The 15,724-nt window shown below is 54.5% G+C and carries 12 protein-coding genes and 1 pseudogene; 2 read left to right on the top strand and 11 right to left on the bottom strand.

Annotation, left to right across the window (positions count from 1 at the left end; all coding sequences use genetic code 11):
• Positions 1-74: 74 nt before the first annotated feature.
• Positions 75-545 (top strand): annotated as a pseudogene (locus tag QN062_RS08950) (very short patch repair endonuclease); the annotation flags it as partial.
• 754 nt (positions 546-1,299) lie between these two features.
• Here QN062_RS08950 and QN062_RS08945 read toward each other — a convergent pair.
• The 6 genes from QN062_RS08945 to QN062_RS08920 all read right to left on the bottom strand — a co-directional run bounded on the left by QN062_RS08945 (position 1,300) and on the right by QN062_RS08920 (position 7,362).
• The gene (locus QN062_RS08945; protein WP_369341456.1) at positions 1,300-1,992 is read right to left on the bottom strand and encodes an L-ribulose-5-phosphate 4-epimerase; all 693 of its coding nucleotides are present in this window, start codon (positions 1,990-1,992) and stop codon (positions 1,300-1,302) included.
• Between the two features lie 60 nt (positions 1,993-2,052).
• On the bottom strand, positions 2,053-3,417 hold the full coding sequence (locus tag QN062_RS08940; RefSeq protein ID WP_369341455.1) for an MFS transporter: 1,365 nt from the start codon (positions 3,415-3,417) through the stop codon (positions 2,053-2,055).
• Between the two features lie 49 nt (positions 3,418-3,466).
• On the bottom strand, positions 3,467-4,426 hold the full coding sequence (locus tag QN062_RS08935) for a sugar kinase (protein ID WP_369341454.1): 960 nt from the start codon (positions 4,424-4,426) through the stop codon (positions 3,467-3,469).
• A gap of 415 nt (positions 4,427-4,841) precedes the next feature.
• Positions 4,842-5,699: an L-ribulose-5-phosphate 3-epimerase gene (locus tag QN062_RS08930; RefSeq protein WP_369341453.1), complete on the bottom strand. Its 858-nt coding sequence runs from the start codon at positions 5,697-5,699 to the stop codon at positions 4,842-4,844.
• Entirely contained in the window at positions 5,696-6,367 is a 672-nt protein-coding gene (locus tag QN062_RS08925) for a 3-keto-L-gulonate-6-phosphate decarboxylase UlaD (RefSeq protein ID WP_369341452.1), read from the bottom strand. The genes QN062_RS08930 and QN062_RS08925 overlap by 4 nt, the downstream gene beginning before the upstream one ends.
• Before the next feature lie 5 nt (positions 6,368-6,372).
• Positions 6,373-7,362, bottom strand: a complete 990-nt coding sequence (locus QN062_RS08920; protein ID WP_369341451.1) for a phosphotriesterase — start codon at positions 7,360-7,362, stop codon at positions 6,373-6,375.
• 222 nt (positions 7,363-7,584) lie between these two features.
• Between QN062_RS08920 and QN062_RS08915 the strand changes: the two genes are divergently transcribed.
• The gene (locus QN062_RS08915; protein WP_369341450.1) at positions 7,585-8,559 is read left to right on the top strand and encodes a sugar-binding transcriptional regulator; all 975 of its coding nucleotides are present in this window, start codon (positions 7,585-7,587) and stop codon (positions 8,557-8,559) included.
• A gap of 215 nt (positions 8,560-8,774) precedes the next feature.
• Here the strand turns inward: QN062_RS08915 and yicI are convergent, their stop codons facing one another.
• The 5 genes from yicI to QN062_RS08890 form a co-directional block, all read right to left on the bottom strand.
• Entirely contained in the window at positions 8,775-11,159 is a 2,385-nt protein-coding gene (gene yicI, locus QN062_RS08910; protein ID WP_369341449.1) for an alpha-xylosidase, read from the bottom strand.
• A gap of 64 nt (positions 11,160-11,223) precedes the next feature.
• Positions 11,224-12,096, bottom strand: coding sequence for a carbohydrate ABC transporter permease (locus QN062_RS08905; RefSeq protein WP_369341448.1), 873 nt, complete (start codon positions 12,094-12,096; stop codon positions 11,224-11,226).
• 2 nt (positions 12,097-12,098) lie between these two features.
• Positions 12,099-13,007, bottom strand: coding sequence for a carbohydrate ABC transporter permease (locus QN062_RS08900; RefSeq protein ID WP_369341447.1), 909 nt, complete (start codon positions 13,005-13,007; stop codon positions 12,099-12,101).
• Between the two features lie 111 nt (positions 13,008-13,118).
• Entirely contained in the window at positions 13,119-14,432 is a 1,314-nt protein-coding gene (locus QN062_RS08895) for an ABC transporter substrate-binding protein (protein WP_369341446.1), read from the bottom strand.
• Positions 14,433-14,606: 174 nt separating this feature from the next.
• Complete coding sequence (locus tag QN062_RS08890; protein WP_369341445.1) at positions 14,607-15,635, bottom strand: LacI family DNA-binding transcriptional regulator; 1,029 nt, start codon at positions 15,633-15,635, stop codon at positions 14,607-14,609.
• Between the last annotated feature and the right edge of the window lie 89 nt (positions 15,636-15,724).

Below are 15,724 nucleotides of genomic sequence, written 5' to 3'. Positions count from 1 at the left end.
AGCAGACGCCTTGACATACGTCCCCTGCGCGATTTTCATGCAGGAGGATCCGCCCACGACATACCATGAGGTACATGACGAATAAGGACTCGACAGAGTCGCAGGGCAAGTTCCCACGAGGATCCCGCAGCTACATCATGTCCAGGATACGTGGGCGCGACACCAAGCCCGAGATTCTGGTGCGCAGATATCTATTCTCGCGCGGGCTCAGATTCCGGAAGAATGACCCCAGATATCCAGGCAAGCCCGACGTGATCCTGCCGAAATACCATGTTGCGATCTTCGTCAACGGCTGCTTCTGGCATCGGCACGAAGGATGCAGGCATGCCACAGTCCCAAAGACGAACGTGGAATTCTGGACCGCGAAGTTCCTCCGCAATCGTGCCCGGGATGCGAGGGAAGAGGAGGAACTGACCACACTTGGGTGGCATGTCATCGTGGTGTGGGAATGCGAGCTGACAAAGTCAGAACGCGCAGAACGTCTTTCGCGACTGTATGAGGAGGTCACTGGGGAAAGCGGCACAGAGTCCGACGGCGAGAGCGCGCCATCCCCCGTCGGTCAGGCACCGTTCACGATTGAACATCGCAGCACGCTTTCGAAGCGACTCGGCGATTTCTCAAGCTCGGAGTCGCTTCAGACCAGTCATCGATAATGCTCAAGGCTCTCGATAGGCACGTTCATTCAATGCTCGGTTGAGATGGCATTCTTCTTGCGCCACTCATCCGCTCCCTATCGAGGCATGTGAGACCAAGGGGATGGACCGAACTTTCGCGCCGTTTGAATCCCGTCATATCGCAGCCTGCGTGGCAAGACGTGCGGATTGGCCGATTCAGCAGGCCAAGCATCACGCGCAACCGCACAATGGCATGCGGATCCGGTCAGCGTTTCGTAAAATATGCCGAGAATGCAAGTTTTTGGCACTTGCGAAAGTATAACGGGGCAAATTCGCCGAAATGACGGTTGCAGTCATGCGTTTTTCAGGCATCTATACATTGACAAGTGCCAAAAACTTGCAATCTCGATGCATAGCGTTCAAGATTTCACTGATTTGAGGACAATTCCAGCAGGACTGGAGCATCGCAACCCATGTCGGCCATGCTGGAAACATTACGGTTCGTCAACGTGGAGAGATCGCAGACGCAGAATCACTCACCGCAAAGAAAATGGGCTATGACAGCCGCCTTGCGACGGCCTTCATAGCCCAATCCCAATTTCACCAAGATACCAGCCAAGCTACCAATCAAGCAAGCAAGCAACCTACCAGCTCATCAACTCATCCGATGACTGATTGCACTTCCCTAATTCTGCCCGTACACATGCTGATAGCGGTCATTGAGTCTTTCGATGTCCTTCTGCTGAATCTCGATCGGGGTTCCAACCTGCTCCGCCGCCCAGACCGTATGCGCGACCTCTTCTGTCATTGCAGCGGCCTTCACTGCGGATTCGGCATCCTTTCCAATGCAGAAGGGCCCATGATTCTTCATGAGAACCGCCGGGGAGAACGGATATTTCTTGAGAGTCTCAACGACTCCCTTGCCTATCTCCTCCGAACCGATGAGACAGAATGGCCCCACCGGCACAGGGCCTCCGAATTCATCGCCCATCATCGTCAACGCGCAGGGGATGTTCCTCCCTGTCGCCGCCCATGCCGTGGCATAGGTCGAATGTGTGTGAACGACTCCGAACACATTCGGCATATGCCGATAGACATAGGCGTGCGATGCCGTATCCGACGAGGGAGCCTCGGCGCCATCGACCAGATTTCCGTCCAGATCGGTCACGACCATGGACTGGGGCGTGAGGTATTCATATCGAACCCCAGATGGTTTGATCACCATCAGGTCCGCAGAATGAAGCCGCTGCGAAACATTGCCAGCGGTCCATACGACCAGGTTCCACTGAATCAGCTGTCGGTGCAAGGTCGCGACAGTCTCGCGAACCTGCTTCACCTCGGCGCGCACTTCCTCAGAATAATCCTGCAAAGAAGTCATGTTCATTCTCCAATCCAGCCGGCGACTTCGCCGGCATTGATTTGCATCCATCGATATCGACTAGAGGTTCTCCAGTTTCTTTCCCTTGGTCTCCTGCGCGAACAGATACGTTATCGCCCCAATGACGAGGCATACGCCAAAGAAGGTGAATGCCGTGGTGATGACCGAAATGTCTATGTGCTGAGCGACGAAGCTTCCGCCGACAAGGATGCCCATGAATGCAGGCCCGACGATCTTGGCTATCGCGCCAATGCCGTATCCAAGTCCAAGTCCAGTCGAACGGACATCGTTCGAGAACTGCTCGCCTCCGAATGCGTTCAGTATTCCGAAGACGCCATCGGCAAACGTCATGATGATAAGGATGGCGACGTAGAACTGCCAGCCCGAATTGTGGAAGAACGACGCATAGAAGCATCCAACGGCACCGATGATGCCAAAGCTGAACATGGTCCAACGGCGCCCTATCCTGTCTGCAAGCCATGCGGATCCAAAGCGACCGATGCAGTCTGCGACCGAAACCCCCATGAAGAGATATGCGACCATCTGTGTTGAGAATCCGAATGCATCCTTCATCAAGGTCTGGCCCCATGACTGGATTGCGAAGCTGCCGAGAATGAAGCAGAACGATCCCAGAGAGATGATCACGAGCGGCTTCATATGCGAGGAGAACAGCAGACGATAGCTTGCCTTCTTCACGACCTTCATCTCTGGCAGGCTGCCAACCTCATTCGGCTCAATCTCCAGCGCCCAGGCCAATGACGCTCGGGCCTGATCGTCCTGTCCCTTCGTCTGATAGAAGCGGGGAGACTCGGGAACCGTCCTCAACCAGAACAGCAGGAATACCGGCAACACGCCTAGAGCGATGAGCAGTCTCCAGTTATCGCCAACCAGGCTTTGAGAAATCGACCCAAGAAGCAATCCAAGGGGAATGAAGACGGAAGCCAAGCCTGCAAGGACTCCCCTCTGCTTGGTCGGCACGAATTCCTGAACATATGGGATTGACGTTATGTTGAGTCCGCCGACCCCGATTCCCACGCCGACTCGCAACAATGCCAGCAATACCCATGCCCTGTTCGGAAGGAAGACCGAAAGAGCAGTGAACACCACGAAGCAGATCACACACCATTGGAACGCATGCTTTCTGCCATATCTGTCGGACATTCCTCCCCACATGATGGAGCCGATCACCGTGCCAAGACCGGAGCAGGCCAATATCACGCCCGCTTCGACTCCGGTGAGGCTCCATGCGTCGGTGAGCAGGGAAACCACGAATCCGATGAGGAACATGTCGAAGAATTCCGAGATGTTCCCTACGACTGCAAGCCCTACCAGACTTTTCTGATGACCGGTCAGCGGTCGTGCATCAATTTGCTCATATGCCGTCCTGGCGATTGTGCCCTGGCCGACATTCGTTGAATCATTCATCCTTGAACTCTTTCATTGCGTCGAATATTTGCATATGCTGTGATAACGGTCATCGATTGATGTCACTGCCCAGGGGAATGTGCAGCTCATCCGGCCTGATTCTAGTCAGATCACCCATATGGGTGATCGCGAATTCGGAAGCCTTCTGACCCCAAGCCACACCCTGCTTGATGTCTCCGGAAAGATATCCATGAATCGTCGCGGACACGAAGGAGTCTCCGGCTCCAGGACGATCGACTATCGGCACGGGCGTGGTCACGTATGAGGTGAAGCCATTGGGCCCACAGAGATAGGGTCCGTCAAGATGATTCGTGGATACGACATATTCGTTTCCAAATCGGGCTCGGATCGCCTTGCATACGTCGGGAGCCGACCCTTCGATTCCAAAGACCTTCCTGGCATCTGAAATTGAGCAGAACAGCACCTTTGCCATCTTGGCAATCGGTTCGAGAACCCTGCGGGCATGTTCCCCATCCCATAGCTTGCTGCGGAAATTCACATCAAGAACGATGTCGATTCCGCGCTTATGCGCCTCATCGGCAGCGTATCGGACCACCTGCGCGGTGGTGTCGGTCAGAGCCGCGGTAATGCCGGTTAGGAAGAGAATCTTCGTATCGAATATGGTGTCCCAGTCATACTCCTCTATTCCGGTCGCACGGAAGGGAGTCCATTCGCGATCGTAGATGACGTTGGCTGGCATCGGTGCTTCTCCTGGCTCCATGAAATACAGCGCCATCCTGCCGCCCGGCTTGCGAATCATGGCATCCATGTTGACGCCGACCGAACGGTATTCGCTCAGTACGTATTCGCCCAAGTCTCCGTCCGGGAGGGACGAGGACCACTGGGTCTTGCGGCCAAGCTGAGAGAGGAGTCCGGCGACATTGGCCTCGGAGCATGCCGGATTCATCCGAACGGAGCGCGCGCTCATCAGACGCTCACCCCTGTTGACTGTCAGACGAATCTGTCCCTCTCCTATTGTGGAAAGATCAAAGGTTGGATTGTTCATCATCACACTTCCTTGTGTTTAACATTCCTGTGTTTAACATTCCTGTGTTTAACATTCCTGTGTTTAACATTCCTGTGTTTACATCCTTGTATTTACATTTCGAATATTGAATCATCGTTGATTCATGCATGAATCATGTACGAATCAACGACCGGGCAGCCATTCTTGCGACGCGCATGGCAATGGCACCGAACCGCATCGGCATGGACTTCCCCGAGCGAAGGGATGCTTGCCCGAGCATGCGAGTCAGGCGACTCGCGACGATGATGCGCATCGTCCACGAGCCGCACTGCCGATCGCCGTGCCGTCAAGCGCTGACCCAGAGGCGGCGAACCGCACAGACTTGCCCTATCCGTCCTTCGCGTCTGCTGCCCCGCATCGCCGGAGCCAGGTGAAAGCGAATCGAGCCCCATGAATCCTATTGCCGCTGGACCACTTCGATATTGGCGTCGCTGAGCCAATGCTGAACCTTCTCACGAGAGCTCGCGCACACCTGAATCGAATCAGGCGAATCATCGTTCCACATTTCCAGCATCATGCGTCCCGACCAATTCTGCCGAGCAAGCTCCTCGAAGGCCGCAGGGAAGTCGGCGGTCCCAGTCCCCATCGGAATTCTTCTCGGCCTGCCTGGAAGCACATCCTTGACATGTATGGCCAGCATCCTTCCAGATGCGGCTCGAAGCTCCTGAACGGTATTCAGCCGTTGTTCGGCAAGATTGCCAATGTCAGGATACATGGTCAACCATGCCGAATGTATTTCATCGCAGATGCTCAATCCCTTGGTGATGGAAGTCACATCGTTGCCATCGACGTTTTCGATTCCCAGCATGACCCCAGCCTGCGCGGCGTACTGAGCCGCATTCGCAAGCGACTGCACGTAACGTTCACGCTGGCCGGAATCGGGCTGCTCATAGTATGCGTAGTACCCGGCAACCTGAATCACGGGGATATGGGTGTCGAAGCAGAGGTCGATCGCCTTGTGGAAGATATCGACGGCCTGCGCTCGCGTCGGTGCATCGGCTGATCCTGGGCCAACCTTGCGATGGCAGCTCAGGCACATGCCGCCGATCTGGACGCCTTCATCCGTGGCCGCATTCGCGAATTCACGGCGTTGCCGAGCATCCCAATCAAGCCTTGACATTCTTTCGGGACTCTCATCGACCGAAAGATCCATGAAGGCGAAGCCAGCCTGGCGGACCTGCCGAAGCATCCTGCCCCAGTCATCCATATGCACCAGAGCCTTCTCATAGATGCCGAGGGTGACGGAGCCGCTCATTGTGGCCACACTTTCTCGATGGTATCCCGAAGCTCAGTGGCAGCAGTCAAAGGATCCTTGGCCTGGACGATTCCCCGGCCAGAGATGATCACCCCCACCGGAACGCCAGCGAACAATGGGATGTCAGCGACCTTGATGCCACCGGTTATGGTGACCTTGAAGCCCATGCCATGCAATTCGCGGATTCTGTCGATGTCGTCCTTGCCCCAGGTAAGCTTGCCGGCTGCCTCTGCATCCCGCGAACGATGCACGATGACCTGGGTAGCACCGATTTCACGCCATCTGCGAGCCTGATTCGCGTCGTAATGCTCTCCGAGTTCAATCTGCACTTCACCGGAGAACTCCCTGGCGACCTTCACGACCTGTTCGACAGTCGTCAGGCTCGCACCTGCGACCACGGAAACCCAGTTTGCACCTGCTTCGAAGCATGCGCGCGAGATGACGGCACCCGCCTCCGCAATGCGCACGTCCGCAAGAATCGTCTTGTTCGGATAGAGCGCTCGGACCTCTCTGACCGCCTTGAGACCCTCCGCAATGATCAGGACGGTGCCGCACTCGACGACGTCCACCTTGCTCACCGCTGCGTTGAGCGGTCTCAAGGCACTCGGCATATCAAAGGTGTCGAGGGCAATCTGAAGTTCCGGACGATCAAGCTTGTTTTCTGACATCGCAATCATTGCTCATTCCTGAAAGTAAAGAAGTTCTGTGCATTCTTCATCAGAAGCTTGTCGACATATTTCGGATCGAAGCCTTCGTCAAGCATTCTCGGACCATCGACGGCAGGATTGTAGTCAACGCCGGAAACGGAGCCATATGCCTTTTGGTACGAACGCTTTCCGGAATCCGTTCCCAACAGAATCCTGTCTTCGAAGCCATCCTTCTTGAAGGCGGCAAGCTCGACGATTCTATTCGAATCAGGCTGATACTTGATTCGATTCGTGCCATCGATTTCGAGATAGACGCCGAGGTCAAGGATCTGTTCAAGGTAGTAGACGTCGGCATTTCGCTGAATGTGACCGATCGATATCCTGTCCGCAGGGACTCCCAGCTCGATCAGGGTCTTCGCCTGTTCCAGTCCGCAGGTCCCATATGTGGTATGTGTGTTTATCGGCGCTCCCGTGGCCAGGGATGCCTTGGCCGCAGCCTCCATGCATTTGTGCTCGAATGGCGTGATCATTCCATAGGCCGTGCCGATCTTGATGACTCCTGCCTTGTATTGGCTTCTTTCCACGATCGGACCGCTGTAGTCATTCCTGTCAATGCCTTGCTCGATGTCTGCGATGACGAGATCTGCAATCTTCTCGACTGGATAGCGGTTGATCCAGTGCGACTGGGTTTCGAGATAGACATGCTCGCGATGGAACCCGGTCGCGGCGATGATCTGCAGATTGTCGACGTTCCTGCCAACCTCGGCGAGCTTGTCAGGGCAGCGCCCACAGTTGATCGGGCACATGTCTACGACGGTTCCGCCATTCTTGCTCCAGTTCAGGGAAGCCTTCGCGAAGTAGCCAGCCTCTTCCTCGGCCTTCTCCACGGAATCGAGCTGATGGTCCTTGTCCAGATAGACCTCACCTGCTCCGACGCGGATCAGATGATCGTGACTGTTCACTACTCCGAGTGTTTCGGGATCGACATCGCCAAAAATGGTGCGTGCAAACGACATTACAAACTCCTTTGTTGTTATTCCCCAAAGCGATTATGCTCTCTGGGCCATGTCAGTTTCGAAGCTATGCCGAACACGAGCAGCATGCAATGTCGTGGATGAACAAATGTTTGCAGAAGTACCATTCCTCTGGACCTCCTTTTGACGATTCCCTTAAAACATGCCCTTTCTCTCTATGGATACCGGTTGTTGACCTTGAGTGAAAAGGCATAACATGAACATATGTTTGTCAAAGATGATTCTCTGGTCTCCTCCACCTCTCGCAAGCACATCGACCTTGTCTTGAGGATTGCACGGAGCTATTATCTCGAATCTCACACCCAGAGTGAGATCGCGAAGGAATTCGGATATTCGAGGCCGTCGATCGCCCGGCTGCTGAAGGAATCACGAGATCGCAACATGGTGCACATCGAGATCAACCATCCCATTGAGCGTCTGGAAGCCTTGGAAAAGGACCTTGTCAAGCGTTTCGGGCTGAAATATGCGAGAGTGGGCGAACCACGTCCCGGAGAGGACCCCACCAGGGTCGTCTCCCAATGCGCGGCTTCGCTGTTCACCGAGCATATGCTGCCTGACTCGCTGGTGACTGTCTCCAATGGAAATGCAGTCGCCTCGACCGTTCATGAGGTGCCGCTGCAGGATTGGCCGAAAACAAACGTCACACAGATGATCGGTTCTCTGTCGCCGCGAAATGCTCTGACGGATTCTCCGGAAATATGCAGGCTGCTCGCTCAGCGACTGGGAGGGACATTCACCCAGCTTCCCGTTCCGATGATCCTGTCCAACGCAGGAGTGACCAGGGCGATGAGGGAAGAGGGCCAGATCGCAGCCACGTTGACACTCGGCGGCGGCGCGGACATAGCCCTGGTCGGAGTGGGCGCCGTTTCGAAGATGAGGTTGGGCCATATATTCGATTCGTACGTCACTCCAGAGATTCTTGAGGAAATAGTCAGCAAGGGAGCTGTCGGCCACATCTGTGGACATCATATCGACGCTTTGGGCAGACACGTGCAGACAAGCCTATGCGAAAGGACGATTTCAATAGATTTCGAAAGGCTGCAGAGAATACCTCTTGTCATAGGAATAGCCTGGGGAGCGATCAAGGTGCCTGCAATACGGGCATGTCTCCTGGGAAGGCTGATATCGGCACTTGCCACAGACAGGTGGACCGCCGAGCAGCTCTTGGATGCACAGTGAACGGCTTGCTTCCTCTCGGTCTCATACGACGGATTCCAGCCAGGCTGGCCCGAACCGCCCAACCGCTCCAAACGGTCCAAACGGTCCAAACGACGTCATGGCACGATTCGCCATGACGCCATTCATGCAGTGTCCCAAGGAAGGGCTGCCCGCTCATTGGACTGTGGCACAACATGGGAACTGTCTTGCCAGGAATACTCCTTGTTGCAGCTGACCTAGAGAACAAGCTCCCCACCATGCGAGCGCCGTTCCTGCCCCAGAACGTCGCGTGCGGTGAAATCTCGAGAATCCGAGCTCCTCAGCCGGACTCCGTCACCGTCACGGGTCGCGGTGAACGTCACCTTGCCGCCGTCCGATTCCGTGACCACGGCAGACAGCGAGTCCTCAGCATGATGCCTTGAGAAGCTCACAATGATGATCGGATCGCGTCCATACTCATATTCCGGAGAATCGTGGTTCCTGCCGGTCACGATAAGCGAGCCATCCCTGATCCATAATGGAATCGAATCGAAGGCATGCCGCTCATGTCGCCAGATTCCTGTCTCGCTGCTGACCTGTTCCCCAGAGAACCAGTTAGTCCAGCAGCCTGCGGGAAGATAGTAAGACACATCACCTGAATACGTAAAGACAGGCGCCACCAGCAACGAGGGCCCGAGCATGTATTGCTGATGGAGGTTGCGGGCGTTCAGGTCGTCGGGAAACTCCATGTACATGGGTCTCATCACCGGCGTGCCGAACTCATGGGCCTCGACTCCCGCGGCATAGAGATACGGCAGCAGGTCAAGCTTGAGATGGGTGAACTTACGAGCGACCGCAACCGCACTCTCATTGTCCGGCACGCTCAGACCCTTGTCCCTGTCCACCTCATCGAACAGCCAAGGCACCCGATAGGCCTTCGAACCATGCATTCGTGAGTGAGAGCTCAGCAGACCGAAGGCGACCCATCGCTTGTACACCGACGAATCCGGGTGCTCCCCCTCGAAGCCTCCGATGTCATGGCTCCAGTATCCAAAGCCTGACGAGGCCAACGACAGACCTCCGCGCAGAGACTCAGCCATGCTTTCGAAGGTGGATTCGCAGTCGCCTCCCCAATGTATTGGCTGCTTCTGCCCGCCGGCGGTTGCCGATCGAGCATACAGCACGGCATTGCCGACACCCCGTTCCTGCTCGAGGACTTCGAACACCGCCTGGTTATAGAGCTGCGTATACCAATTATGCATTATCTGCGGATCCGATCCATCGAACCAAGCGACATCCGTGGGTATTCGTTCGCCGAAATCCGTTTTGATCGCATCGATGCCCATATGGACAAGATCGCGAACCTTCCCCTGGAACCACCGATACGCCTCTGGGTTGGTGAAATCGACAAGTCCCATGCCTGCCTGCCAAAGATCCGTCTGCCATATCTCGCCATCCGGCCTTCGAACAAGATATCCGCGATCCCTCCCCTCATCGAACATGCTTCCATTCTGTGCGATGTAGGGATTGATCCACGCGCATACATGAAGCTTCCTGTCATTGTGCAAGCGGGCGAGAGTCTCCCTCGGGTCCTTGAATTTTTCGCTATCCCAGGTGAAATCCGTCCAATGGAACTGCCGCATCCAGAAGCAGTCATAATGGAACGCGCTCAGAGGAATGCCTCTGTCGAACATCCCCTTGACCATCTCATTCACGGTCTGGTCATCATACTCCGTCGTGAATGAGGTGGTCAGCCACAGACCATACGACCATGCAGGCACTATCGCCGGCCTGCCAAGCAGTCTCGTGTAACGGTCAAGGATCCGCTTCGGAGTCGGCCCGTAGAAGACGAGGAAGTCGACCGATTCGCCAGGGACGCTGAATTGAACTTCATTCGTGTTCTCCGAACCGACCTCAAAGGAGACATGGCCCCGCTGATTGACGAGGATTCCATATCCGGCCGAGCTGAGATAGAACGGAACGTTCTTATAGGCCTGGTCCGACGCCGTTCCACCATCCATGTTCCAGATGTCGATTGACTGGCCGTTCTTCACAAATGGCCCGAATCGTTCCCCGAATCCATAGATCGTCTCATCCGGATTGATGCTGAGTCCCACAGCGGTGAATGCATCCGATTCATCCTTCGCCAGACCAGACAGGCTTGGGGAGAATTCATCACCCGCAGGCGAGGACGAGACGGAGGCCTGGGCATCGAGGACATATCGTGCAAGTGATTTCTCCGCCATCTGCGCTATCACGGTACCATCGACGCAGAATCGCATCCCCCATGCCGCACCGTCGCAGACTTCCAACGACATCGGACCACTCGAGAAGACCGTCCTTCCGTCGCAGGATGCAACCGCTCCTGACTCATAGTCCTCATCTTCGAAGGGAAACCCTTCATCGCAGCGAGCGCCCCTCCAATGAGATGCGTGGACGCGGATCACACCTTCTGCGGGGGACGAGACATGCACGTTGAACGCAGGCAGATTCACCGAGTCGGCTCTATCGTTGAGGTATGCGCAAGGAACCAGGATATCCATGGAGTGCCCGTCGGCACTTGAGGCCACCTCATGGATTTGGCGTGCGAATATCGCAGATACATGCTCTTTGCGCAGCCAATAGCCGTTTGAGAATTTCACAATGATCGTCTTTCTTGTATAGCGTCGAATATCGAATATCGAAATGTCGAATATGGCCTTTTCGCTACTTCACCGAACCAACGGTGATGCCACGGGCCAGTGTCTTTTGGAAAATGAGGAAGAAGATGAGGGTCGGAACGATGCTGATCAACGATGCGCCCGCAGTGGTGGTGGCATCCATCATGTTCTGGCCGGAAAGCGTGGACAATGCTATCGGCACTGTCTGGGTCCTGCTTGAGATGAGGAAGGCGTTGGGAATCATGTATTCGTTCCATGTCCAGACGAAGAAGAACACCAGCAGCACTGAAAGCGTCGGCCTGGAGACCGGCAACACCACCTTATGGAAAATCTGCCATCTGCTTGCGCCATCGATGGTGGCCGCTTCGAGAATCGCCTTGGGAAAGGTCCCATAGACAGACGAGAGCAAATAGGTTCCGAATGCCGATTGCAGAACGGTGAAGATGATCACAATCGCCCAATCCGAATCATATAGCCCGATGCTCTTGAACATCATGTACAACGGATAGAGAAGCGCTTCCTGGGGCATCATGTTGGCAAGCATGATCAACAGAACGATCCAGGATCTGCCCTTGACACGACCTATTCCCAGTGCGTAGGCGGAGAGAGACGACAGCACGACGGCGAATGCCGCCACAAGTCCGGACGTCCACACCGACGTCCAGATCCTCCAAGGGAATTCGGTCGCATTCCAGAACGTCTGGATTCCCTTGAGCGAAAATTCCCTCGGAAACCCCAACGGCCCGTTCGTCGCATAGTCGGTCGCGGACTTGAAGGCGTTCAGCAGAATGACAAGCAAGGGGAACAGCATGATGAGCCCACCGACGATAAGCAATGCCAGTATTGCCCATTCACCTCCGGAGCGATGCTTCCTTGGACGACGTATTGCATCTCGAGTCTTGATTCCAACGCTAGTCATGGTTATTCCTCACTCTTCTGCTCAGAGTTCTGCTGAATTCTTGTGAAGACGATTGCAACGATTATGATCACTACGGCCAGGGCCGTCGAGATCGCAGCGCCATAGCCTACCTGCTGGGTCTGGAAAAACTGAGAGTAGGAATAATAGGAAGGCACCATCGTCGAATCGCCGGGACCGCCTGTGGTCAGCATGTATACCGGTGCGAATACCTTAAGCGCGGCGATGGTGCAGGTAAGCGCAACCACGAAGATCTCCGGAGTGATGGCAGGCAGCGTTATGACGCGAAATCGCTGATACCATCCTGCCCCATCCAAGCTCGCTGCCTCGTATAGCTCCGGATCGACCCGCTGAAGACCGGATAGGAAGATGACCACCGGATATCCAAGCTGAATCCAAATCATGATGAGCATCAGCATGATGAGTGCTGTTCGGGGAGAGCCAAGCCAATTCTGCTGAAGGGCTCCCAGCCCGACGGCCTTGAGCAGTTCGTTGACGACGCCTTCCTGCGGCTTCAGTATCCATCCCATCGCCAAGGATGCCACCGCGATGGGAAGTATCTGAGGAATGTAATAGACCGCTCTTAAGGTGCTCGCCATCCTAGCCCCAAACTTCTTCTGTATCACATCGAATATCAGGGACGACAGCAGCAGGCCGATTACGATCGGTATGACCACCATAGCCAGAATCATCCAGATCGAGTTTCCGAACGATACCCAGAAAGTGTGGTCGTGCAGCAGACTTTTCCAATTCTCGAGACCAATCCAGATTGGTGGACGTATGCCACGATACTGGGTGAAGCTCAGATATATGTTCCATACCGTCGGAATGACTACGATCCAGATCAGCATTGCGATTCCCGGGACCAGATAGATGAAGAATCGTCGGGATGGATTACCCGGGATACGTGACATGCCTGTGTCTTTCTTAACCGATGAAGCATCCATAAGATGTCCTTTCAATCGAAAAGGCGCGTTCGATAGTCCGAACGGATTTGGGAACGCGCCTTTGCGCCCTGGGAATGCCTACTTGACCCCCGCCGCCTCGACTCCCTTGTCATACTTTGTCTTCAAGGTTGACAGGAACTGACTGGTATCCGTGGTCCCGTTGACAAGGTTCTGCAAGGCTGAATTCATGTCGTCATACATCGTCGAAGTTGGCCAATCCGGATAGTATCCGAGCATGTCGCCGTTCAGGACTGTCTTGTATTGCTTGAGAAGCTCCTGATTCTTCGCATCGGTGATCTTGTCCAGATCGGCATTTATCGGAACACCGCCAGAGTTGCCCATGAGTGTCTGAATGTCAGGCTGCAAGGTGTAGTCGATGAATTCGGCAGCGGCATCCTGCTTCTTGGAATTCGACGGAATGACCCAGATGTTTCCCGACGAGCCCGGAACCCGTTCGGCGCCGGGGAAGGTCGCTGTGGTCCATTCGAATTTGTTCTTGAGCTGGGATTCGAAGGTGCCAAACCACCATGTTCCAGAGAAGAACATGGGATTGGTCCCATTGGTGAAGCTGTCTCCTGCATCCTGAGCCTTCATGCCCGTGGAATTCTTTGAGATGTAGCCCTTGGCGACCCAGTCATTGATCGTGTTGGTCGCGAATTTCATTGCAGCGGAATTCCAGTTGACGTCCCCTGTATACATTTGGTAGGCGTTTATCTGCGATTCCGTCGCCTTCATCAGAAACAGCTGCCACCACAGCTGCCCCAGCGGGTATTCCTGCGCCGCCTCCGAGAGTGGCGTCACTCCCTTGGCCTTGAAAGCCGCAAGCGCGGTTTCCAACTGGTCGAATGTGGTGGGAATCGCAATCCCATATTTCGTGAACATGGACTTGTTGTAATACATGAAGACATCTTCGCCATATGAGGTGATGCCATACCAGTTGCCTGAACCCATGACCCCCTTGTCGCTGTACTTTCCAGTCGTTGCAAGATTCCCGGTGATTATCTTGTTCCAGCCGTACTGCTTGACGTATTTGTTGAGATTTGCCAGAAGGCCCTGGCTGGCGAGCACTCCCGCGGTCGCATTCCCCTTGTTATATTCCATGACATCGGGAGCGCTTGAGGAATTCAGGACCTGCGACGCGTTCGCGTTCAATTGCTCGAAGGATTTCAGCTCATAATTGACCTTGATCCCTGTTTTCGCGGTGAAATCGGTCATGGCCTTCTTCCAGGCGATGCCCATTGCCGAATCCGCGGACTCATATGTCCAAATCGTTATGCTCGAAGGCTTCGACTCCTGTGCCGTACTCCCCGAAGTACCTCCACAGGCCGCTAAAAGAGTGACCGTGGTGAGCGCTGCGATTGAAGCCGTTACCATTTTTCTTATTCTGTTCATTGGCATTTCATTCTCCTAGGGTAAAAGCGACGGTGCTTTTCTGACTCAGTTGATCCTGATATGCATCATTCCCTAGCTATCAACAACCCTGTTGACTTCTAGTAGCTCATATCCTAAATATGCCAAATCCCATTGTCGAATCGTTTCGACGATAATCGAAACCCATGCCGATGCTCAGACCCTTCGAATGGATCCCCTGTCGATGTATGTCGGATGCAGAAGCTCGATATGACCGGCTCTCGGAGCCTCGCCGTCCAACGCGCCTATGAGAAGCTGCATGGCCTTTGAGCAGACAGCCGCGGGAAGCAGCGGCATCTCGTCTATCTGGACGGGCAACATCTCGGTTTTTCCATAGCTTGCAAGAGAAACGATCGAAGTCCGTTCTGGAATCGGACGTCCGATGAGCTGCAATACGCCGATTGCATTATTCACGAATTCGATGCTTGTCTGAGTGATCATTCCAGTGATCTCGTCATGCTGGTCAAAGGTATCGGCAAGCAGACATCTGACCGAAGAATAATCATCGCCTTTCGTCAGCACGCTGTGGACCGTTATGCCCCTCCGCCGGGCCTGCGCCTGTATCGAAGCGGTGATTCTATGCAGGTAGTTCGATTCTGTGACGTCCTTCGACTTCGAATCCACGGATTGATCCGAACCGACGAACAGAATCTCCTTGTGACCGCTTTCAGCAAGCCGATCGATGGCGACCCTGCCGACTTCCTCAAAATCGACATCCACCGCTATCAGGTTTTCAGAATCCATCGGCATTCCTATGGAGACGTAAGGGACGCTTGCCAGCTTCGCCCTCTGTATTCGCTCGTCATTCCATGCGACGTCCAGCAGCACCACCCCATCCACAAGGTTTGAGTCAGCGAAGCGCACGAATTGCTCGTCTTCGTCCTCCCCTGCGAACAGCAGCACATGAAAATGATGCCTGTGCGCAGCTCTCACCATTTCAAAGAAGAAGGCTGCATAATTCGTGAAGTTCGTATAGGAATGGATCGGAGAGCTCAGGGCGATGATGTGCGTCCTGCCATTCCTGAGCATCTGAGCGCCGACATTGGGAAAGTATCCAAGCTCACGCGCAGCTTCGAACACCCGTATCCTCGTCTCCAGCTTGACGGAACGCTTGCCAGTGAATACATACGAAACCGTGCTGATCGAAACCCCAGATCTTCTAGCAACGTCTTTGATGCTTGCCATTCGATAATTGTATTACAAGCGCAATCTCAAATCTTCGCGACGTAATGTACATGGAATAATGACACGCGTTCTCCCTGATGAATCAACAG

It is taken from the genome of Bifidobacterium sp. WK012_4_13, assembly GCF_041080835.1.
Lineage (GTDB): Bacteria > Actinomycetota > Actinomycetes > Actinomycetales > Bifidobacteriaceae > Bombiscardovia > Bombiscardovia fermentum.
The sequence above is the reverse complement of the archived record's forward strand: the minus strand, read 5'-3'. Positions and strand labels throughout refer to the sequence as shown.